The sequence below is a fragment of the Haliea sp. E1-2-M8 genome, assembly GCF_030649675.1.
GTDB lineage: Bacteria > Pseudomonadota > Gammaproteobacteria > Pseudomonadales > Halieaceae > Haliea.
In genome coordinates this window covers 1-20507 of the sequence record NZ_JAUTDR010000042.1, presented here as the reverse complement: position 1 = coordinate 20507, position 20507 = coordinate 1, and the positions used below count along the sequence as shown (strand labels likewise).

Here is a 20507-nt window from a genome sequence, read left to right as displayed (position 1 = left end):
GCGCTGAGAAACCATCATTGGCTAAGGCTGCATAATCAATGAACGCGACATCTTTGTTGACAAACACCGCTTCCCGTCATCATCAACGCACCGGCGGATGCCAATACACGCCAAAAATGGCTCGAACGCTTATGGCAGGCGATGGAAGAGGATGGTGTCGACTACTTGGCGCCGGTGGGCGATCGCTGGGGAGAGGTGTGCGGTTCGGTGGACACCGCCAATCAGTGGGCCGAAGAATTGATGCCGACATTGAGGTCGTGTTGGGCCGACCCGAATCCCGGAAACTATTTTCATGGCGCAACGGCCTGCCTGTCCTGCCTGCTGGTGGCCGAGTGCTATCAGGATCTGCTCGATCTGCTGGCGCTGGACCGCAAACCTTTCTGGTACTACCGTCGCTATGGCGTCGAGGCGTTATTGGCAATGGGCAAGAAGTCGGAAGCGCTGCAATACGCCGAGGCATCGAGAGGCTTGAACCAACCGGATTCGGCGATTGATCAGGCCTGTGAAGAGATCCTGATTTCCTCGGGTCTCCATGCCGAGGCCTATCGGCGCTATGGGCTGAGAGCGGCCCAGGGCAATTCGTATATCTCGCGCTTTCGTACTGCGGCAAAGCGCTACCCCATGAGGGATGCGTCAGAAATTCTGGCCGATCTCATCGCCATGACTCCCGGAGACTTGCAGTCGTCGGCGATCGACCATACGAAGGAAACAAGCTTGCCGTGGGCATAGTGATTCATTGGTGGGAGTTTAGTCCTTATAAGTTTAGATACCGCAGGAAGCTGGATAGCTCACCAGGAAGCGACATCGGATAGGTAAAACCAGTTTCTTCGTCCTCGCAACTCTGAGCTTGTTTTTTACCATATCAACCCACGCAAATTAGATTTTTCTCCTGTGGAACGCCATTAACAGGCAGAGCGCCAGGTTCCAAGACTAGACTCAGGCGAGCAAATCACCCTTGCCGCAGGCATCCCCATGGTCGACAGCGATGAACTTCGCCTTTGCTTTTCCCGTCAGATTGCTATGCTGAGCGCGGCATACGACATGAGTCACGCAAAAGGGGATCGAAATTGGAGAAGGGTTGGATGGTCAGGGCTGGTGAAGGCGGCCGGTTATTTGAGGATTTCGGAGCAGGCTATATAGCCATCGGCTGGAGCAAATTGGGGGACCTGAACAGTATCGGCGGCAGAGACCAACTTGCGCAGGCATACGCTCAGGCCTTCAGTGAGCAAAAGCCCAGCAAGCAGGCTCTCGCCGTCGGCACATTGTATAAATTCAGGGACGTCATGCAGCGAGGTGATGTCGTTGTGACTTATGACCCCTCCTCTCGCCAATACCTCGTGGGTAAAATCTCCGGTGACTATGTCTACAGCCCAGAGACAGTCGGTGACTATCCAAACATCCGACCTACGAAGTGGTTGGGCAAGATATCCCGAGATTATCTTAGGCAATCCACCAAGAACTCCTTGGGCTCGGTGATGACCATGTTTGCTGTCAAAAGCGCAACAATCCGGGAGATGCTGGACTTGGTTGAAGGCAAGCAGACTCAAGGGAATCCTGATATCGAGCCCTTGGACGAGCAGGAAGTGACCAGCAAGGACGACATAGTCAACCAGAGCAGGGAGCTGATAAAGGACCGCCTCAACGCCCTCGATCCAGAGGAAATGGAGCATCTGGTGGCGGCAGTATTCAGGGCAATGGGTTATCGCGCGCGAGTTTCCCCCAAGGGGCCTGATCGAGGCGTCGACGTCATTGCCTCGCCGGATGGCCTGGGCCTACAAGAGCCGCGCATTAAGGCGGAGGTCAAGCACCGCTCGGGCAGCATGGGGTCTCAATCCATCCGCAGCTTCATTGGCGCACTCCGGCCAGGAGATCGGGGTGTCTATGTGAGTACGGGCGGGTTCAGTAGGGAAGCAAGATACGAGGCTGAGCGCGCCAATATTCCGATCTCTCTGGTCGACATTGATGAGCTGGCCTCACTCGTAGTGGACTTCTACGGGGACTTCGATCTGGACGGCAAGGCCTTAATCCCTCTGGTGGGCATCTACTGGCCAGCTGATCTCTGAGTCGCGGTCTACGCTGAAGAGTCCCCACAGAGAGAGCCCCCCGTAGCCGAATAGAGTGAACGGCACACTCCAAACCGTATCACGCCGCAGAGCAGCATCGAGCACATCGTCGGCGCGCCGCTTGCGCGTTTAATGCCAAAACAGGGTGGATTCGCGTCAATCTGCAGCCCAAACCCTGGTCTTCTTGACACTTTTTCCAGATTTTCTGAAAAAATATTTGTGGAATTTTCACGGCACCGGGGGGACGGGCAGATGACCCGTGCGCCCCCAAATTTGCTCGAAAATTGCTCGCAGTGAAATCAACCGCTTATGCTTTTCTTAAGCACAGAGAAGCACAGAGAAGCACAGAGAAGCACAGAGGGACACAAAAACTCGGGCATTTCGGTGGACAAGTCAGGCGCGTTTCTCGGTGCGGCCGGGGTAGAACACGTGTTTCCGACGATCAAACGAGGCGTCGCCCAACCGCGCGCCCTTTTACCAGCCGCCGGTTGGCGCTAACCTTGTTTCCAGAGATGTCCGATAACACGCCAGAGAGGTGCCGTTTAAGCAGCAGCCAGCGGCTATTGGTCAACACCGGCTCATAGCCCTCTCGCTTCAATTGCCGAGCCTCCTCGGCACGCACCTGGTCAATTGCCTTGCTCAGATTCGCCATGATGTGAAACCGATCGAGAACATGAATCGCATGCCCCGCCTTTTTGGCAATCACCTTCAGGTACGGCTTCCACATGTCGCTGCAAATATAACGCAGCTCTCTGCTGCGGTCCTTGCCCAGCCAGCGGAAGAACCGCAGCAGGGCCTTGACCTTGCGCTCCTGACCAATCCACAGCAACCGACGGCAGTCGGCATCAATCTGGTAAACCAGCGTCAAATAGCGGTGCCCGCGCTGCCAGGCGATCTCATCCACGCCGATCGCCACTATCCCCGACAGGTCCTGGTGGGCGCGGCCCAGGCCACCGCCATCTCCACCGAACTGAACACATGGTCCCAGGTCGTCCGAAACGCCCCGGCCACCTCCTTCCAGCTCAACCGCTTGGCCCAGCCCGCCAGAAACCAGGCATAGGTCTCGGTCAGCTGATGCTTGCCCGCTGCCCAGGGCATACGCTCTACCCGAATACCACAGCGCCGGCAGCTCACCCGGCGCGGGGCGTAGACGAAGAACACCTTGATGCCCCACATTGGGATGAACTCAAAACGGCGCACCGGCAGCGTGTCTTAGCCCGGCCTTCTCCGTCCGCAGCCCGAGCAGATGGCCCGGCCGTTCGCCCGGGGGCGCAGTTCCGCCTCAATCGTCGGTTCGCTGGCGTCTTCCACCCAGCGCACCGGGCCGTACACAAAAGATTTGAAATTCTGCACGCGATTCAGGATAGTGTTGATGTGCATCCTGTCGTCCTTCCTCTGTCTGGTGCTTGGTCGCACTCGTATCATTACAGAGTCAGGGGGCAGGATGCACTCTCTCCTGTTCAGCCTGCTTTTAGTCGTATTCCGGTCACGTCGGGCTATTTTTTACCCACAAATTTTCCTGAAGAGCCAAAAATGGAGACATTATCAGAGTAGCTTTATACTGCTGGCCCAGCTGCAACAAGATCTCTCCCACTAGCAGTATCGGTAAACTGAACAAAGTTGTGCCTGAACATGGAAGCCAGTTTGTGAGCTCTTCGATCCCACTCATCCGGATTCTTGTAGGTCTTTTGTGGGTCGAGAATGCCACTATCCACTCCGGTTAGTGATCGGGGAATGGACAGCTGGAAGTAGGGCAGTGTCTGGGTGTCCGCCTGTGCCAGTTCGCCGGACAGGATGGCATCGATAATCGCTCGCGTAGCCGTTATTGAAATTCGTTTGCCGGTGCCATTCCAACCAGTATTAACAAGATAAGCACGGGCATCCGCCTTCTGCATGCGTTGATTCAATACTTCAGCATACTGAGTGGGATGCAGGGTCAGAAACGCAGCGCCAAAACAGGCCGAAAAGGTCGGCACAGGCTCAGTGACACCGCGCTCCGTTCCCGCCAATTTTGATGTGTATCCGGAGAGGAAGTAGTATTCCATCTGCTTCTGGCTCAGGATGGCGACGGGAGGCAACACACCAAAGGCGTCCGCCGTAAGGAAAATGACCGTATTGGCGTGTCCGGCCCTCGATATGGGCCTGACGATGTTGTCGATATGATAGATGGGATAGGAAACCCGGGTGTTTTCGGTCTTGGACGCGTCGTCGTAGTCAATCCGGCCCTTGTCGTCCACGGCAACATTTTCCAGCAGCGCATCGCGCTTGATGGCGTTGTAAATATCGGGCTCCTGTTCCCGGCTCAGGTTGATGGTCTTGGCATAGCAGCCCCCTTCCAGATTGAAGACGCCGTTGTCGTCCCAGCCGTGCTCGTCATCCCCGACAAGTTGCCTTTTGGGGTCGGTTGACAACGTTGTTTTACCAGTGCCGGAAAGGCCAAAAAAGACGGCGACATCGCCTTTTTCACCGACATTGGCGGAGCAGTGCATGGAGGCAATGCCCTGTTTCGGCAAGAGGTAGTTCATTACGGAGAATAGCCCTTTTTTCATTTCACCGCCGTACCAAGTTCCGCCAATAAGCTGAACACCCTCTGTCATGTTGAAGGCCACGAAATTCTCGGAATTCAATCCCAGTTCCGCCCACTGGGGGTTGTTGGCTTTGGCGGCATTGAGAACCAGGAAATCAGGCTCGAAGTCCTTCAGTTCGTCTTCGGTGGGACGGATAAACATGTTCTTCACGAAATGGGATTGCCAGGCAACTTCACTGATAAAACGAACTTTCAAGCGGCTGCCAGGGTCTGCCCCGCAGAAAAGGTCGTTGATAAATAAATGCTTGCCGCTGAGTTGATTGCCGACAATAGACTTGAGATGGGTCCATACCTTGCCATCGATAGGTTTATTGTCGTTATTGCCTTGGTCTGACCACCACAGAGAGGCACAGGTAGTTTCGTCGATTACAAAGTATTTGTCCTTTGGAGAGCGTCCTGTAAAGACTCCGGTGTCGACGGTCACGGCGCCCGATTCGGTAAGTTTGCCCGCCTCGAAGCCCCCAAGCGCCGGACTTGTTTCATAGCTATAAAGGAGTTCGTAGCGTGGGTTGTAAACCAGGCCAGAAGGACGCTTGATTCCATGATTTTCAAGGTATTTCAATACGTTAACCGTTTCCTTCTCTACTTTTTTAGGGGTGGATGTCATGAGCGCGCTCCTCCTTCAGGTAATCCGGTGCCGATTTGGATTATAATATAAAACATACACCATTACATTATTATTATAATACCTCTATCATGTATCGGAGTGATGAGTGCTTGAATGAGTGAGAGACACTGGCGGGTCGCGGTGGGGCGTGCATGTGTTTGGGTTTAGGACCGCCGCAACGAGCAAGATGAGAGTTGCGACTTTTGCTGTTTGGTCTGGAGGATAATCGTCTGGTTGATGACTGAATACGTTCACGGCCCGGCGTTCAAAAACGCTACGAACTGATATTGGGAATATCAATATACGGGTACTAGAATTCCTTTTGGGACATTTTGGAATGCGATTACTCTTGATGATTACTGGGCCCCAAATCCGAGCTGCGCGAGCTTTGCTTGCTATCGATCAACGAGAACTCGCTGGAATCAGTGGGTTGTCGTTACCCACCATCCGACGGATGGAAGCTTGTGACGGAACCGTTCGCGACAATGTTGGGTCGCTGATGAAGGTGGTCGACGCTTTGCAATTCGCTTGTGTCGAGCTCATTGGAGATGGGGCCGAAAGTCTGGCGTGTGGCCGTGGTCTTCGATTACACCTGGAAGACATCGGATGAGAGATAGTTTGACCTTGTACCTGATAGCAGCCATGTTGTGTTCCGGCATCGGGTCTAGCATGTTTTCTCTGCTCGCAAATCGGTATCCCTGGGTTTTGCGTCTGGCCGCTTTCCCGCTTCTCTGTCTATCCGGATTGGCTTCCCTGGCGGTTGGCGCCCTGGCACTTTTGGAAGGTGTCACGCTGGCGATAGAGCTGCCATTCGGACTTCCCTGGTTGCACTGGCATTTCAGGCTAGATCCGCTAGCCGGCTTTTTTCTGGGTATCATCGGCATCATCACAGCGGTTGTTGGTGTCTATGGTCCCAGTTACACCCGTAAATATCAGCAAGGGCCCTACTCACTGAGCGCTCTTGGTTTTTTTACCGGGTTGTTTGTCGTCGGGATGCAACTTGTGGTCCTCGCCGACGACGCGTTCGCCTTCATGGTGGCGTGGGAAGTCATGTCGGTGGCCAGCTACTTCCTTGTCGCCTACGAACACCATCAGGCCGCCAATAGGCGTGCGGCGTTCCTATACCTGCTCATGGCGCAAATTGGCGCCGTCCTGATATTGCTTTGTTTTGGGATTTTTAGCGGATTTTCGGACGATTTTACTTTCGACGCCTTCCGGGTCGCTGAACTCGATCCGCTCTGGGCGAGTCTGGCCTTTACCCTCGCTCTGGCGGGGTTCGGCATGAAGGCCGGTTTGGTTCCGCTCCATGTCTGGTTGCCGGAAGCACATCCCGTCGCTCCCTCTCACATATCCGCGTTGATGTCCGGTGTCATGCTGAAAGTGGCGGTTTACGGCTTCATACGTATGCTGTTTGATTTTCTCGGGCCCTTGAGGTGGGAATGGGGCCTCGTCTTGTTGACCGCGGGCAGTGTCACCGCCGTCTACGGTGTTCTCTATGCGCTTGTGCAAACGGATCTCAAGCGTGTACTCGCTTATTCCTCTGTGGAAAACATTGGCATTATCTTTATTTGTCTTGGGTTCTCGGTTACCTATTTAGCCAATGATGCACCGATCATCGGCGTACTTGGGCTTATCGCGGCACTCTACCACGTACTCAACCACGCTCTGTTCAAAAGCCTCCTGTTCCTCAATGCTGGCGCGGTAATTGAGAGAAGTCACGAACACGATCTCGAGGCAATGGGTGGCTTGATTCGACGAATGCCGTGGACAGGTTTGTTCTTTCTCGTGGGCTGTCTCAGCATCTCGGCGTTGCCACCTTTCAATGGATTTGTCTCGGAGTGGCTGACTTTTCAGACTGCTCTCCAGGCTCCGGCTTTGGAAAGCGGCGTTTTGCGTGCCGTTATACCGATTGTCGCCGCCATACTCGCACTGACCGGAGCGTTGGCCGCGGCATGCTTTGTTCGGGTTTATGGCATCTCGTTTCTTGGCCAACCGCGCGGTCGACACGCGCGACGAGCCCGGGAAGTGAGAATGGGAATGTTGATTGCACAGGGCACTCTTGCCGGGTTGTGTGTGCTTACCGGGCTGCTGCCTACCATGGTGGTAACGCTGATTGGCGCGGTAACGGACTCCCTGTTGCATGAGCCGATTGCGGCGGCGACCCGGCATGGCTGGTTATGGTTGACTCCAATAGCGCCGGAAACAGCCAGCTACAGTGCCCCGCTGATCATGTTGGGCGTGCTGATGGCGCTCGCGGCGTGGTTCTGTGTCTGGATCTGGTTGCGAAAATCTCGCAAGAAAAATCCCACAGCCCGTCGCGATCCCTGGGATTGCGGGTTCGGTGGGCTAACTCCACGAATGCAATATACCGCCACGGCATTCGCCATGCCTTTTGAGCAGGTATTTCGCCACACCTGGCGATTGAAAACACAGTGTACCCGCGAGATGGACAGCAACCTGGCCACCAAACCCGAAAATCTCGAGTACCAGTTGGAGGTGGAAGACAGGGCATGGCTGTGGCTTTACGCGCCCGTCGGAAAATGGGTGCTGAATGCTTCGCGCCTTGTTGCCCGAATCCAGACAGGGCACATTCGCCACTATTTGGCCTATTCATTTCTGACACTGATCGTGCTGCTATGGTTGATCTCGTGAACGTGCTGGAGTGGGTATTTGCGCTTTTGCAGATGGCGTTGTTCGTAGTAGCAGCGCCCCTGTTCACGGCCTGGATCAAGCGTGTGAAATGCTGGCTGCAAAACAGACGGTCACCGCCGTTGAGCCAGCCCTACAGGGATTTGCGCAGGCTTTTCAGTAAACAAGTCCTGCTTGCCCACACGGCATCCCCACTTTTCCGCACCGCGCCCTACCTGGTGTTCGGAACCACCGTTATTGCCGCTGCCGTTGTTCCCCTGATTGCACTGGAACTGCCTACCGCCAGAATCGCCGATGCCATTGTGCTGGTCGGGCTGTTCGGTCTCGGGCGATTTTTCCTGGCATTGGCCGGGCTTGACGTGGGTACCACTTTTGGCGGTATGGGGGCATCCAGAGAGATGACCGTTGGCGCATTGGCGGAACCGGCCATGCTTATGGTGATTTTCGCGCTTGCGATGGGAGCGGCAAGCACCAATCTGTCCACCGTCATCCACTCAATGCTAGCACAGGGTCTCGCTCTGCGCCCTTCATTGCTTTTCGCGTTTCTTGCGTTGCTGCTGGTAGGCATCGCGGAAACGGGACGGGTTCCCGTTGACAACCCGGCCACCCACCTCGAACTGACCATGATCCACGAGGCCATGATTCTCGAATACACCGGCCGTCAGCTCGCACTCATGGAATGGGCGGCACAACTCAAGCTGATGATCTACGGCGTGTTGGTATGCAACCTCTTTTTCCCCTGGGGAATTGCCCAAACGCTTGATCCAGCTTCTCTGCTGATTGCCGGCGGCTTGCTGTCCGTCAAGTTGATTATACTCGGCGCTGTGCTCGCTGTGGCTGAAGGCCTGGTCGCCAAAATGCGGTTTTTCAAGGTGCCCGTATTCCTGGCGGTTGCGTTTACCCTGGCTCTGGTGGGAATGCTGAGCTTCGTCATGCTGGAGAGTGCCTCGTGAACCGGTACCTCGAACTGCAGCTTGTCGAACAGGCCATCATCACCCTGGCCGCCATGATTCTTGTGACGTCGTTTGCGTTGCTCGGCCAGTCCCGTGTCGTTGCCACCATCAGGACCTTCGCATGGCAGGGCTGGCTGCTGGCACTGACGACGGCCCTGGTCGCCTGGGATATCGGCCATCCCCATCTTTATCTCTCCGCCTTTCTGACAGCGATACTGAAGGGAGTTCTTATCCCCTGGCTGCTTACGCGGCAGGCGAGACAGCTCGGTATTCTTCGCGCTGTCGACTCCATCGTGCGGCCAGGGATTACGCTGCTTATCGCCGGTGCTCTGGTGGTGTTCTGCTATGGCGTGGCTCTGCCCATCGGGCAATTGGTTGAGGGTGTTACCAGGGATGTGGTGGCCATTAGCCTGGCTAATGTCATGCTGGGTATGTTCATGCTGGTCATAAGGCGCACGGCGGTGACCCAGGTGGTGGGCTTTATGGCAATGGAGAACGGCATTTTTTTCGCGGCCGTGGCGGCAACCCAAGGGATGCCGATGGTGGTGGAGCTGGGGGTGGCGTTTGACGTGCTGGTCGCCGTCGTGCTCTTTGGAGTGATCTTCTTTCATATCCGGGACAGCATTGAGTCGTTGGACGTGGATGCCCTCAATCGTTTGTCCGAGGTTGAGAAATGATCGCTCTCGCCTTGACACTTCTTTTCCCCTTACTGGGGGCCATCGTCCTGGGATGGCTAGCGAGGCCAAACGCCAGTTCACTTCTCAATATTGCGGTGTCCGCGGCTGGCGCCATCGCCTCTTTTGTCCTCGCACTGAACGTATTGGCATCGGGCCCTGCCGGCGGCAAGCTTTTCTATATCGATCCCTTTAACGTGTACCTCATTGCTTTGACCGCACTGGTCGGATTCACAACGGCAATTTTCTCGCGGCCCTACATGGCACACGAACTGGAGCAAGGACGTATCGGTGGCGGGCGACTGAGGCTCTACCATGCAAGTTTTCAGGGTTTTCTGTTCACCATGCAACTGGCGCTGTCGACGAACAATCTCGGAATCCTGTGGGTAGCCCTTGAAGGCGCGACCCTGGCAACCGTGCTGCTGGTCAGTCTTTACAGAACACCGGAGTCAGTGGAGGCCGCCTGGAAATACTTCATCCTTTGCGGCGTTGGTATCGCGCAGGCCCTGTTTGGAACTGTGCTGTTGTACCTTGCCGCTTCGCAAGCTATCCCGGACACCGACGATGCGCTGCTGTGGACAGAGCTTTACAAGCATGCCGCAGAGCTGGAGCCCTCGGTCATGGGGATTGCCTTCGTCTTTCTCATGGTGGGTTACGGCACCAAGGTGGGGCTGGTGCCTCTGCACAACTGGTTGCCGGATGCCCACTCCGAAGGTCCGACTCCGATGTCTGCGGTGCTTTCCGGGTTGCTTCTCAACGTTGCCCTGTATGCGCTGGTGCGCGTCAAGATGCTGGTCGATGGCTCGCTTGCAGAAGGGACCGTGCACGACCCGAATCTCGCAGGCTATCTCATGATGGGTTTCGGCATGCTGTCTTTCATCGTTGCCGGTCTGTTTCTGCACCGACAGCGGGACATCAAGCGATTGTTTAGCTACTCTTCTATCGAGCATATGGGATTGATGAGCTTTGCCTTCGGTCTCGGTGGCCCACTCGCAACCTTTGGTGCGCTGCTGCATATGACAGTACATTCCCTGACCAAATCGGCCATCTTTGTGACGGTTGGACATGCCTGCCAGATCGCCGGCACCCAGAGCATGGAGCAGATCCGTGGCCTGATCAGTACCCAGCCCAACGTCGGCTGGGGTCTGTTGATCGGCACGGTCGCCATCGCCGGATTTCCGCCCTTCGGTGTATTCACCAGCGAATTCCTGCTGCTGTCTGCAACAATGGATGCCTGGCCGTGGCTTACCATTCCTTTGCTCGTTGGTATAGCCGTCGCGTTTTCTGGATTGTTCCGGCACTTGCAGCCCATGGTGTTTGGCATCAAACCACCGGGGCAGGAAGCGCTGAAGATCAATATGCTGCCGGTTTATCTCCATCTATTTTTGGTGCTGTGGCTGGGTCTTGCAATTCCAGGATTTATCGCGGGATGGTTCGATCAGGTGACACAGCTTATCACTGGTCGGGGGTTGCTCTAATGGCCGATACCGAAATCCAATCGTTTGTGAATGCCTGTGCCACTGCAAATATTCCAGTGGGTGAGCCGGATTCATACGTGTTGCCACCGGCAGTTGTCATACCCGTGTCGGCACCATTCTGGCAGAGGGCGGCAAGGGTTGCGCAAGGCTGTGGCCTGCGCTGGTGTTCGTTCTGGGCTTCGCCGGTCGACGAGAGTTACGAGCTTTTCTGCGTTCTGGAAAAGTCCGGTGACTATCTGGTATTGCGAACCCGCACTGGCAAGGAGGAGCCGCTTCCGTCACAGGCGCCGATTTACCCGGCGGCTGACCGGCTCGAGCGGCATGCCCACGACCTGCTCGGCATTGAGTTCGTGGACGCACCCGACAGCCGCCGCTGGACCCGGCACCAGGCCTGGAAAGAGCACGAGTTCCCCCTGCGGCCTGATTTTATCGAATCGCTCAGCCAACGTGGCAAGACGGCTGCGGATGCAGATTACCCATTTGTCCGTGCGCGAGGTCGCGGCGTTGTCGAAATTCCCGTGGGTCCTGTACACGCCGGCACTATTGAGCCCGGGCATTTCCGCTTTCAGGCTGTCGGTGAAACGGTTCTGAATCTGGAGGAGCGCCTGGGCTATGTACACAAGGGCATCGAAAAACTCGCAGTCGGTCGGGAACCAGATTCTCTGGTGCGTCTTGCCGGCAGGGTGTCCGGTGATTCCACCGTATCCCATAGCTGGGCTGCGTGTCAGGCCCTCGAACGCGCTACGGCCTTCGAGGTGCCACCCCGCGCCTTATGCTTGCGGGCTATCATGGCGGAGCGTGAACGCGTCGCTAACCACCTTGGGGATATCGGCGCCATCTGCAATGACGTGGGCTTTGCCTTCGGTCAGTATCAACTGACCCGCCTTAAAGAGACTTTTGTCCGAACCAGTCACACCATCTTTGGCCATCGCTTTATGATGGATCGCGTGGTGCCCGGCGGCGTATCCTGTGATATCGACTCCGCCCAGATTACTTCCATGGTTCAGGAGGCGAAAGGCCTGACCCGGGAGGCGGCAGAAATAGTTTCCATGCTGGAACACTCAGAGTCACTGGAAGATCGCCTGATGACTACCGGTCGCCTCACGCCCGAGCAGGCGGATCAGCTCGGCGTCGTCGGCTATGTCGGCAGGGCATCGGGCCGCGGTGTCGATGTGCGCCATGATCGGCCTTACGCACCCTACGATCGCCTTAAATTTGCCGTACCCGTATACCGGGCCGGTGACGTCGCCGCCCGCGCGAAAATTCGTGCGGACGAAATTGGCACTTCCCTCGATTTGTTGTGCCAATTACTGCAATCGGTACCTGAAGGACCCGTGAAAGAAAGTTTTCCGGACGTGAAAATTGCCTGTGAGGGTTTGGGAATCGTCGAAGGATGGCGTGGCGAGATCCTGACGTATGTGCAGCTTGACAAAGATGGCACCGTAACACGCTTTTTTCCGCGTGATCCGAGCTGGCTCTTGTGGCCCGCCCTGGAACTGCTGGTCCAGGACAACATCGTGCCGGATTTTCCGGTCTGTAATAAATCTGTCAATGCGTCCTACTCGGGGCACGATCTCTGATGCTTAAACTGTTTGTGAAAATGATAGCAACCGGCGTGATCACGGAAGAACCCCCTGATGAGGCTACATCCGCTGCTTTGGGCGCGGAACTGAAGCGAGGCCTGAACCGATATTTTCGAGGTTCCATAGCTATTCGCCATGTCGATGCCGGCTCCTGCAATGCTTGCGAACTCGAGATTCATGCGTTGAGTAACCCGTTCTACAACGTCGAGCGTTATGGTGTGCATTTTGTGGCCTCTCCGCGGCATGCCGACGTGCTTCTGGTCACGGGCCCCGTGTCCCGTCACATGGAGGCCGCATTGCGGCGAACCTGGGAAGCGATGCCTCATCCCAAGTGGGTCATTGCTTCTGGAGATTGCGCTTGCGATGGTGGTGAGTTTGGTGCCAGCTATGCCAGCTGCGGCGCTGTCGACAATATTATTCCGGTCGATCTTCGTATACCCGGGTGTCCGCCTGCACCGACAGATCTGTTGTCCGGGCTTCTGCAGCTCATGCAAACGCCTTATGTCGAGGAATAGTGAGAGACGGGTGCACCACTGTCATCAACCGCGCAATGGATGGTCCCTTCCCTTCAATGGCCCAGAATAACCATGATTAAAAAGCTACGGCAGATCGTCTCTAAAGTTGCTGACGCGCGCGAGCTGGAAACGGCGCTCCGTCTGGTCGTGTCTGGAGTCAAGGACGCACTGCTCGCCGATGCCTGTGCAGTTTATCTTATCGACCCGAGCGACGAACGCCTGGTGCTTGGTGAGACCGAGGGGCTTGATCGTGCATCGATTGGAGTGGTCCGGCTGGCGGTGGGCACGGGCGTCGTCAGTTTGGTGAGAGAACAACGTGAAGTAGTACGGTCAGAGGAGGTGAGCCTCCATCCGCGCTTCAAGTTGTTCCCCGTGACGGGGGAAAGTCAATTTCGCGCGTTCATCGGTGCGCCAATTATCCATCGCGGGGATGTGATCGGGGTTCTGGCTATATGGCGGAAGGGGTACCGTTCCTTCGATGATCGGGATGAAGCATTTCTGGCAACCGCCGCCGTACAGTTATCGGGTGCACTGGCCGGCGCGATCGTCACTCCGGCCAGTATTCGCCTCGGGCGCTCCCACTCCCCGGGCGAGACCTATCGACAAGGGATTGCCGGTGCGCCTGGGGTTGCCATCGGTGAGGTGATGCTGCCCTCACCGCTGGCGGATCTCAGTGCCGTGCCAGATCGGCGGGCGATTGACATAACGGTGGAGGAAACAGCATTCCTGGACGCGGTCGCGTCAGTTCAGGCGCAAATATTACAGAGTAGCGAGCGTATGCAGGATATTCTTCCCAGCGAGTCGCATGCGCTGTTCGAAGTCTACGCAATGCTCGCGGGTGATGAGAGCCTGACCTCCCGAGTGGTAGAGCGAATCCATTCCGGGTCGTGGGCTCCCGCTGCTCTTCGTGACACAGTCCAGGAACTGTGCCTCCAGTTCAACGAGATGGCTGATGAGCGATTGAAGGAGCGCGCGGAGGATATTCGGGCTGTGGGTCGGAAGCTGCTGTTGGCACTCCGTACAGATCAGTTAACCCCGAAATCCTTTCCCAAGCGCACCGTGCTGGTTGGCGATGAGGTAAGCCTGGCGCGAATTGCCGAAGTCCCGCAAGATCAACTTGCTGGGATTGTTTGTCTGAAAGGCTCGGTCCTATCACATACGGTGGTGATCGCTCGATCGCTGGGCATTCCGGCAGTGATGGGCCTCGGTGATATTTCCGCCGAAGGTCTGGCCGGTCGTCACGTGATCATAGACGGATATATGGGTCGCGTCTTCATCGATCCCCCACCATCGATAGTCAGCGAATACAGCCGCTTTGAGAGCGAGGAGCGGCTGCTAGCGACGGAACTCGATAATTTAAGTGACCTGCCCACCATAACGTCCGATGGCGTACGCGTCGTTCTGGATGTCAATACCGGGTTGGCCTCTGACATTGACTCCGGGTTAAAGGTGGGTGCGGAGGGGGTAGGGCTTTATCGTTCGGAGTTTCCGTTCATGCTTCGCCAATCATTTCCCACTGAAACTGAGCAGTGTGCGATCTATCGCCGTATGCTCGCGGCCTTTTCGCCACGGCCGGTAGTCATGCGAACGCTGGACATCGGAGGTGATAAGCCCCTACCTTATTTCCCAATTGATCAGACCAACTCTCTGCTGGGTTGGCGCGGGATCCGTGTGATGCTCCAGCACCCGGAACTTTTTCTTGTACAGCTAAAAGCGATGCTAAGAGCCAACGCTCAATACGGGAATCTCCACCTGCTTTTGCCGATGGTGTCTACGACTGAAGAGGTGCGAGACTCAAGAGCAATCCTCGAGCAGGCTATCGATAGTCTGCGTAGGGAGGGTATCGCTGTAAAACGTCCTCCCCTTGGTATCATGGTCGAAGTGCCCATCGTACTGTTCATCTTGGAATCGCTCGCCGCAGAGGTGGATTTTCTCTCTGTGGGATCCAACGACCTCACCCAGTATTTGACAGCGGTCGACCGCGGGAATGCAAATGTCGCTCACCTCTACGATCCGCTTGCGCCTGGTGTCCTGAAAGCACTGCATTCCGTGGTTAAACAAGCGAATGATCTCTCTAAGCCCGTCAGTCTCTGCGGAGATTTGGCGGCTGACCCCGCTAGCGCGTTACTGTTGTTGGGAATGGGGTTTGTCCATTTGAGTATGGCGGCGCCCATGGTTCCGCGGGTCAAGAAGACATTGCGTTCATTCTCTCAGCGTAGGGCGTCAGAATTATTCGAGCTGGCTCTTGAGTTGCCCGATGGTGCGGCAGTGCGTACGATGCTCAACAGGGTTTTCGAGGAGGAGGGGATTGGTGGTCTGGTTCGCGCTGGCCGTTAGGCCGACGCCTGAGACTGGCAGGCCTATAGCGATCTCCGCAGGCAATGTTGTCGTGACCACTTTATATCTCTGATACTTTTGACGTCGGAATTTTTGGTTTGGTGGGGTAGTCAACGCTATATAGCTCCAAATAGTCCCGAATCAATTGACGGACAACTTGCGATGGCGTGATATCTTGAGAGGCACATAATTTTTCAAAAGCTTTCTTTTTCTTCGGGTCGATCAGTACCGTAAGCCTTGCTGTTTTAGTCTCCATGAAATGCATCCTGTCTGCATAAAAGTAGTATTATAATACGGTTATAATGCCATGTCTTCAAGGGTCCCCAAGTGATGCGCTTTCGCATTCGGTGATCGGTAGAAATCTGGAGGCTCAGGGGTAATGTGGAGGATACGGGAGGCGCGCTACACCTGACTCAATGGCAGCGCTTGCCACCGCGGCAGGAACTAGAGAAAGTAATCTTTGATCCGTGATTTTGGGCATAATATAGTCGGGTCCAAATGATAGCGCTGTTAATCCATGGGCGCGAAGCACCTCTTTGGGGACCTCTTGTTTTGCCAGTCCACGGATCGCGTGGACCGCGGCGATTTTCATGGCTTCATTGATTCGACGCGCACGCACGTCAAGGGCTGCCCTGAAGATAAAAGGAAACCCCAGCACGTTGTTAACCTGGTTTGGGTAATCTGAGCGTCCGGTAGCGATGATCAGATCGCTGCGAACGGACTTCGCCAGGACTGGCGATATTTCTGGATCCGGATTGGAGCAGGCGAAGATAACAGGCTTGGCGGCCATTAGTTGCAACTGCGCGGCACTGAGCAAATTGGATCCCGACAAGCCGATGAATACGTCGGCTCCTGAAATTGCATTGTCCAGGGTCCTTGCTCCGCAGTCGTTGCTGAACTCCTCCTTGAAACTGTTCAGACCAGGGCGCCCCGGGTAGATAACGCCCTGACGGTCCAGCATGTAGAGATTGCGTTTTTTGGCTCCCAGAGTAATCAGCAATCGCATGCAGGCAACCGCTGCCGCACCAGCCCCCAAGCATACAATCTTCACGCTCTCCAGAGCCTTGCCTTGGATTTCCAGCGCGTTTAACAGTCCCGCAGCGGTGACAATCGCTGTTCCATGCTGGTCGTCGTGGAACACAGGAATGTCACACTGCTCAATAAGCGCTCTTTCAATCTCGAAACACTCGGGCGACTTTATATCCTCCAGATTTATTCCTCCGAAGATATCTGCAATTCGCCTTACCGTCTCGATGAATGCTTGCGTAGATTCTGCGTTGACCTCGATATCAACGGCGTCAATGTTGGCAAAGCGTTTAAATAACAGAGCTTTACCTTCCATCACGGGCTTGCTGGCCAATGGTCCCAGATTACCTAAGCCAAGAATGGCGCTTCCGTTGGTAATCACCGCGACCAAATTGCCCTTGCCGGTATACAGATATGCTTTGTCAGGGTCTTCAGCAATTTCACGAACCGGCTCCGCCACGCCTGGGCTGTATGCCAAAGACAAATCCCACTCCGTTTCAGCGGGTTTGCTCAGGGCAGTGCAGATCTTTCCGGGCCGTGGCTCGGCATGGTACTGCAGTGCCGCCTGCTTGAAATCAGTGGTCACGGTAGATTCCCTCAGTGTGGTTATTAACACGAAGTTATAATATCATTATGATGATATATTATCCATGCCCGCCCGTAACTGCAGCTGAAGGCACCAATGAAGTATCTCATTCGAATTCTTGTCTGTTGGATCTTCTCATCACTCGTGTTTGCTGAGGCGGACATGATTTCCGGCCCTGATCTGACTGATTATTGGGTTGGTCGCCGGTCTTCTAATGGTTGATTCTTCGAGGTGTCATTTTTCAGCTGTCGACGTTTCGTGATTCATATTAAGGATACCAATTATGAGTAGTTTTCCACCATGCCCGAAATGCCATTCGCCGTTCACCTATGAAGATCTCGATTTACTGGTTTGTCCGCAATGTGCACATGAGTGGCGCCAAGCTACCGACCAAAGCCACACCGATGAGCCCGCTAAGGTGAAGGATGCCAACGGTAACAACCTCTTCGAGGGCGATAACGCCACCCTGATTAAGGACCTGAAAGTGAAGGGCAGCTCGAATGTTCTAAAAATCGGCACCAAAATTAGAATTACTCGCATCGTCGACGGCGATCACAATATCGATTGTCGAGTCGACAAAGTCGGCGAAATGATGCTGAAATCGGAATTCGTCAAAAAGGCCACTGCGTGATCGTTAAACACGTAGCCCGCGAAGCCCTGGTATTGGTCTGCTCTATACATGCAGCCACAAAGAAATTTCTATGAAGCAATGGTCTTATCTATTGAAAAACCTCGGTGATATCTATCCGTTACCTTTTCCGCTAAACGGAAATATTATTTATTTTTCTCAAGACACGTATGGTCGTATGCTGGTCATTGAAGATGGCGGGTACAGGATTCTGAATTTCGACTCGCCGTTTGAGCAGAGCTGTATGCGAATGGACCATCCCTATCGACTGGTTCATCAGCACACACAGCTTATGGTTATCGTACTCGCGTTTATCGATCCGAAAGTTGTATCGCTATTCGGTCTCGGTGGTGGAAGTTTATTGCGAACACTTCATCATGTTCTGCCCAGCTGCATTTTCAATGTTGTCGAGCTAAGGCAAAAAGTCGTTGACATCGCAAAGGAATATTTTGCTGTGCCCAGCGACCATCGTGTCAGAATCACAGTCAATGATGCCTTGGCGGAGATTTCAAATGCTGAGGACCATACGACCGATATTATCTTCTCGGATATGTATGATGCTTATCAGATGGTCACGGCACAGACACAAGATGCGTTTTTGCTCAATTGTTCAAGAGTCCTGACGGATCGCGGATGGTTGGTAATCAACCTGTTTGATCTTCCCTGCAACAGGGCCGAGTTCTTTGAACTGCTGGGGTCAGTATTTTCGACGATAATCCTCTGCGCTAGCGATGGTAATACGATTTTTCTGGTTTCCAAAGCTGAACCTGAATATGTGCGTCCCCGCATGCAGCACATTGAGGCTATTGAGAGCATTCTGCTGCAGCGATTTTCACAGCATCTGTCCAGGCTGGAGCCCATCAATTTCCGGTTCAGCTGATACGCGCCAAAAATCGTCAAACTTTCTGGTTGGTGATAGATCTCAATTCGGTTTATGCACGTGATTATACCGCCTGGTCGTGTGACTTCTAAAAGACTACAGCACGAGTAAATTTCGCTCGTCCTGAAATCAGTCGTCAAGGTGGTTACCTAAAGCTCGCACCCATTCCAAACCGCTGCAACTGCATTTCCTGTAACCGGCTTAGCGTGCGGCGGAACGGGAACAGTAGACTGCCCTCAGTATACAGTGACATTAATGGAACCGCGGCTTCGATATACAAGGGTACCAGCCGGTCATAACACTCATCGACCAGCGCGATAAATCGCCGCACACTATCGTCGGTGGAGGACAGCATGGGTAACTCGCGGTCCCCCGCGGCGACCTGCTGCACGCCATCTTCGGTCCCTCGTGCGATTATGGCAGCGCGTTTTTGGGCACTGAGGTCGGGCACATCGCCGAGCAGAATAGCGGGAAAGCGATCGCAGAGGCTGATAAAGTCCGCCGCCGCGAAAGGTTGTCCGCACAAATCCTCGAAGCGCAGCCAAATCGCCTCTGTGCAATACCGTATTACTGATAATTGTCGATCGTTGAGTAGAAAACATTCCTCGGTGCCATCTACTGTGCCGCTCAACTGGGTGAACGCTCGCTGCAAAGCGTGTGGATCAGCAACCCAGTAACGCCTGTGGCCAGCCCCCGGATGCAATCGGTGATCCTGGTCACCGTCCACCTCCACCACGTGCATATGGCGCTGCAACGCCGCAATGGCCGGCAAGAAGCGCTCGCGGTTAAAGCCATCGATGTACAACTGCTCCGGTCGCTGGTTGGAGGTGGCGACCACCACGATCCCCGCGTCGAATATGGCCTGAAAAAAACGCCCCAGTAACATCGCATCGGCAATATCGCTGACAAACAATTCATCGAAGCATAGCACGCGCACTTCCCGGGCCAGCTCTGCCGCCGTCACCAAAAGAGGATCTGCTGTGCCAGTCAACTCGAACAGCCGGCGATGTAGCCACTGCATGAAGCGATGAAAATGCAGTCTCCGCGAGGGTACTTTCAAGCCTCGGTGAAAATTATCCATCAGCCAGGTTTTTCCCCTGCCGACGGGACCCCACAGATAGACACCAGTCCCGGGGTGATTGGAGTCAGTGTGTAATGTACGAAAACAGGTTTCGAGCACCTGGACTGCACGCTGCTGCGAAGAATCGGCAACGAAGCCGAATCGGGTTTTAGCGAGTTGATAAGCCTGCTGGGGAGAGAGTGAATCCATGGCGGAGAGATCGTGAGCAGGCCCTTAACGGCTGGTAATGATGTTGACTAACACAATCAANTTGATAAGCCTGCTGGGGAGAGAGTGAATCCATGGCGGAGAGATCGTGAGCAGGCCCTTAACGGCTGGTAATGATGTTGACTAACACAATCAAGGCGCCAACAATGAGTACGAAATAGACAACAGCGGCAATAAACACATGCAAGCCGTTGGCGCGTCGGAAGTCTTCCTCGCGGTTGGCACGGGAGCGTACGCCGATATGACTGGAGATTAGAATCACCATCATTCGTAGGAAACCGATTGGCTTTTCGCCCGGGTCAGGGCGGGGAATATATCCTGGATGATTGACAGGGCGGGGGGAGTCAGGCGCTGGCATCTTCAATGATGGCTTTGGATTGCCATTGCCATTGCCATTGTTGGTCTCGGGCGGTGATGGTGAACTGGCGTGTTCTTTAGGCATGATAATGATATCTCACTGGGAAACTGACGAATCGCGTCACTAATAGGGCGTTGGACGTTTAGAGTCGCTCAATGATGGTAACGTTGGCCTGGCCCCCGCCTTCGCACATCGTTTGTAAGCCATAGCGCCCTCCAGTACGTTCCAGTTCGTGTAACAAGGTAGTCATCAGTTTGGTTCCGGTTGCGCCCAGCGGATGCCCCAGAGCAATGGC

19 protein-coding genes and 1 pseudogene are annotated in these 20507 nt (G+C 54.8%); 11 read left to right on the top strand and 9 right to left on the bottom strand.

Going from position 1 to position 20507, the window contains the following annotated elements; genetic code table 11:
- The first annotated feature begins 141 nt into the window (after positions 1-141).
- The gene (locus tag Q6D67_RS20605; RefSeq protein ID WP_304707632.1) at positions 142-729 is read left to right on the top strand and encodes a hypothetical protein; all 588 of its coding nucleotides are present in this window, start codon (positions 142-144) and stop codon (positions 727-729) included.
- Positions 730-1067: 338 nt separating this feature from the next.
- On the top strand, positions 1068-2063 hold the full coding sequence (locus Q6D67_RS20600; protein WP_304707630.1) for a restriction endonuclease: 996 nt from the start codon (positions 1068-1070) through the stop codon (positions 2061-2063).
- Between the two features lie 442 nt (positions 2064-2505).
- Here the strand turns inward: Q6D67_RS20600 and Q6D67_RS20595 are convergent, their stop codons facing one another.
- From Q6D67_RS20595 to pckA, 4 genes are all read right to left on the bottom strand, one after another.
- Positions 2506-2967 (bottom strand): transposase, encoded by a 462-nt coding sequence (locus tag Q6D67_RS20595; RefSeq protein WP_304707628.1) that lies wholly within the window; start codon positions 2965-2967, stop codon positions 2506-2508.
- Between the two features lie 11 nt (positions 2968-2978).
- Positions 2979-3239, bottom strand: a complete 261-nt coding sequence (locus tag Q6D67_RS20590; protein WP_304707626.1) for a hypothetical protein — start codon at positions 3237-3239, stop codon at positions 2979-2981.
- 36 nt (positions 3240-3275) lie between these two features.
- Positions 3276-3443 carry a hypothetical protein gene (locus tag Q6D67_RS20585; protein WP_304707624.1) on the bottom strand — a complete coding sequence of 56 codons (168 nt, stop codon included), beginning with the start codon at positions 3441-3443 and terminating at the stop codon, positions 3276-3278.
- 176 nt (positions 3444-3619) lie between these two features.
- On the bottom strand, positions 3620-5257 hold the full coding sequence (gene pckA / locus Q6D67_RS20580; protein ID WP_304707622.1) for a phosphoenolpyruvate carboxykinase (ATP): 1638 nt from the start codon (positions 5255-5257) through the stop codon (positions 3620-3622).
- Positions 5258-5863: 606 nt separating this feature from the next.
- Between pckA and hyfB the strand changes: the two genes are divergently transcribed.
- The 7 genes from hyfB to ptsP all read left to right on the top strand — a co-directional run bounded on the left by hyfB (position 5864) and on the right by ptsP (position 15446).
- Positions 5864-7909, top strand: a complete 2046-nt coding sequence (gene hyfB / locus Q6D67_RS20575) for a hydrogenase 4 subunit B (RefSeq protein WP_304707620.1) — start codon at positions 5864-5866, stop codon at positions 7907-7909.
- Positions 7906-8859 carry a respiratory chain complex I subunit 1 family protein gene (locus Q6D67_RS20570; protein WP_304707618.1) on the top strand — a complete coding sequence of 318 codons (954 nt, stop codon included), beginning with the start codon at positions 7906-7908 and terminating at the stop codon, positions 8857-8859. Before hyfB ends, Q6D67_RS20570 begins: the two co-directional genes overlap by 4 nt.
- Positions 8856-9536, top strand: a complete 681-nt coding sequence (locus Q6D67_RS20565) for a hypothetical protein (RefSeq protein ID WP_304707616.1) — start codon at positions 8856-8858, stop codon at positions 9534-9536. The genes Q6D67_RS20570 and Q6D67_RS20565 overlap by 4 nt, the downstream gene beginning before the upstream one ends.
- On the top strand, positions 9533-11011 hold the full coding sequence (locus Q6D67_RS20560) for a hydrogenase 4 subunit F (RefSeq protein WP_304707614.1): 1479 nt from the start codon (positions 9533-9535) through the stop codon (positions 11009-11011). Before Q6D67_RS20565 ends, Q6D67_RS20560 begins: the two co-directional genes overlap by 4 nt.
- Positions 11011-12591, top strand: a complete 1581-nt coding sequence (locus tag Q6D67_RS20555; protein WP_304707612.1) for an NADH-quinone oxidoreductase subunit C — start codon at positions 11011-11013, stop codon at positions 12589-12591. Before Q6D67_RS20560 ends, Q6D67_RS20555 begins: the two co-directional genes overlap by 1 nt.
- Positions 12591-13109: an NADH-quinone oxidoreductase subunit B family protein gene (locus tag Q6D67_RS20550; protein ID WP_304707610.1), complete on the top strand. Its 519-nt coding sequence runs from the start codon at positions 12591-12593 to the stop codon at positions 13107-13109. Before Q6D67_RS20555 ends, Q6D67_RS20550 begins: the two co-directional genes overlap by 1 nt.
- 72 nt (positions 13110-13181) lie before the next feature.
- Complete coding sequence (gene ptsP / locus Q6D67_RS20545) at positions 13182-15446, top strand: phosphoenolpyruvate--protein phosphotransferase (RefSeq protein ID WP_304707608.1); 2265 nt, start codon at positions 13182-13184, stop codon at positions 15444-15446.
- A 61-nt stretch (positions 15447-15507) separates the two neighbouring features.
- Here ptsP and Q6D67_RS20540 read toward each other — a convergent pair whose 3' ends face one another.
- Together Q6D67_RS20540 and Q6D67_RS20535 are read right to left on the bottom strand one after the other, a co-directional pair.
- Positions 15508-15702 (bottom strand): ribbon-helix-helix protein, CopG family, encoded by a 195-nt coding sequence (locus Q6D67_RS20540; RefSeq protein ID WP_304707158.1) that lies wholly within the window; start codon positions 15700-15702, stop codon positions 15508-15510.
- Between the two features lie 114 nt (positions 15703-15816).
- The gene (locus Q6D67_RS20535; protein ID WP_304707606.1) at positions 15817-17058 is read right to left on the bottom strand and encodes a malic enzyme-like NAD(P)-binding protein; all 1242 of its coding nucleotides are present in this window, start codon (positions 17056-17058) and stop codon (positions 15817-15819) included.
- Positions 17059-17341: 283 nt separating this feature from the next.
- Between Q6D67_RS20535 and Q6D67_RS20530 the strand changes: the two genes are divergently transcribed.
- On the top strand, positions 17342-17689 hold the full coding sequence (locus tag Q6D67_RS20530; protein WP_304707604.1) for a zinc ribbon domain-containing protein YjdM: 348 nt from the start codon (positions 17342-17344) through the stop codon (positions 17687-17689).
- Positions 17690-17759: 70 nt separating this feature from the next.
- Positions 17760-18566 (top strand): hypothetical protein, encoded by an 807-nt coding sequence (locus Q6D67_RS20525; protein ID WP_304707602.1) that lies wholly within the window; start codon positions 17760-17762, stop codon positions 18564-18566.
- Between the two features lie 145 nt (positions 18567-18711).
- Here the strand turns inward: Q6D67_RS20525 and zapE are convergent, their stop codons facing one another.
- From zapE to Q6D67_RS20510, 3 genes and pseudogenes are all read right to left on the bottom strand, one after another.
- Positions 18712-19836 carry a cell division protein ZapE gene (gene zapE, locus Q6D67_RS20520; RefSeq protein ID WP_304707600.1) on the bottom strand — a complete coding sequence of 375 codons (1125 nt, stop codon included), beginning with the start codon at positions 19834-19836 and terminating at the stop codon, positions 18712-18714.
- A 118-nt stretch (positions 19837-19954) separates the two neighbouring features.
- Positions 19955-20296, bottom strand: coding sequence for a DUF2970 domain-containing protein (locus tag Q6D67_RS20515; RefSeq protein WP_304707598.1), 342 nt, complete (start codon positions 20294-20296; stop codon positions 19955-19957).
- A 58-nt stretch (positions 20297-20354) separates the two neighbouring features.
- Positions 20355-20507, bottom strand: a pseudogene (locus tag Q6D67_RS20510) (acetyl-CoA C-acetyltransferase); the annotation flags it as partial.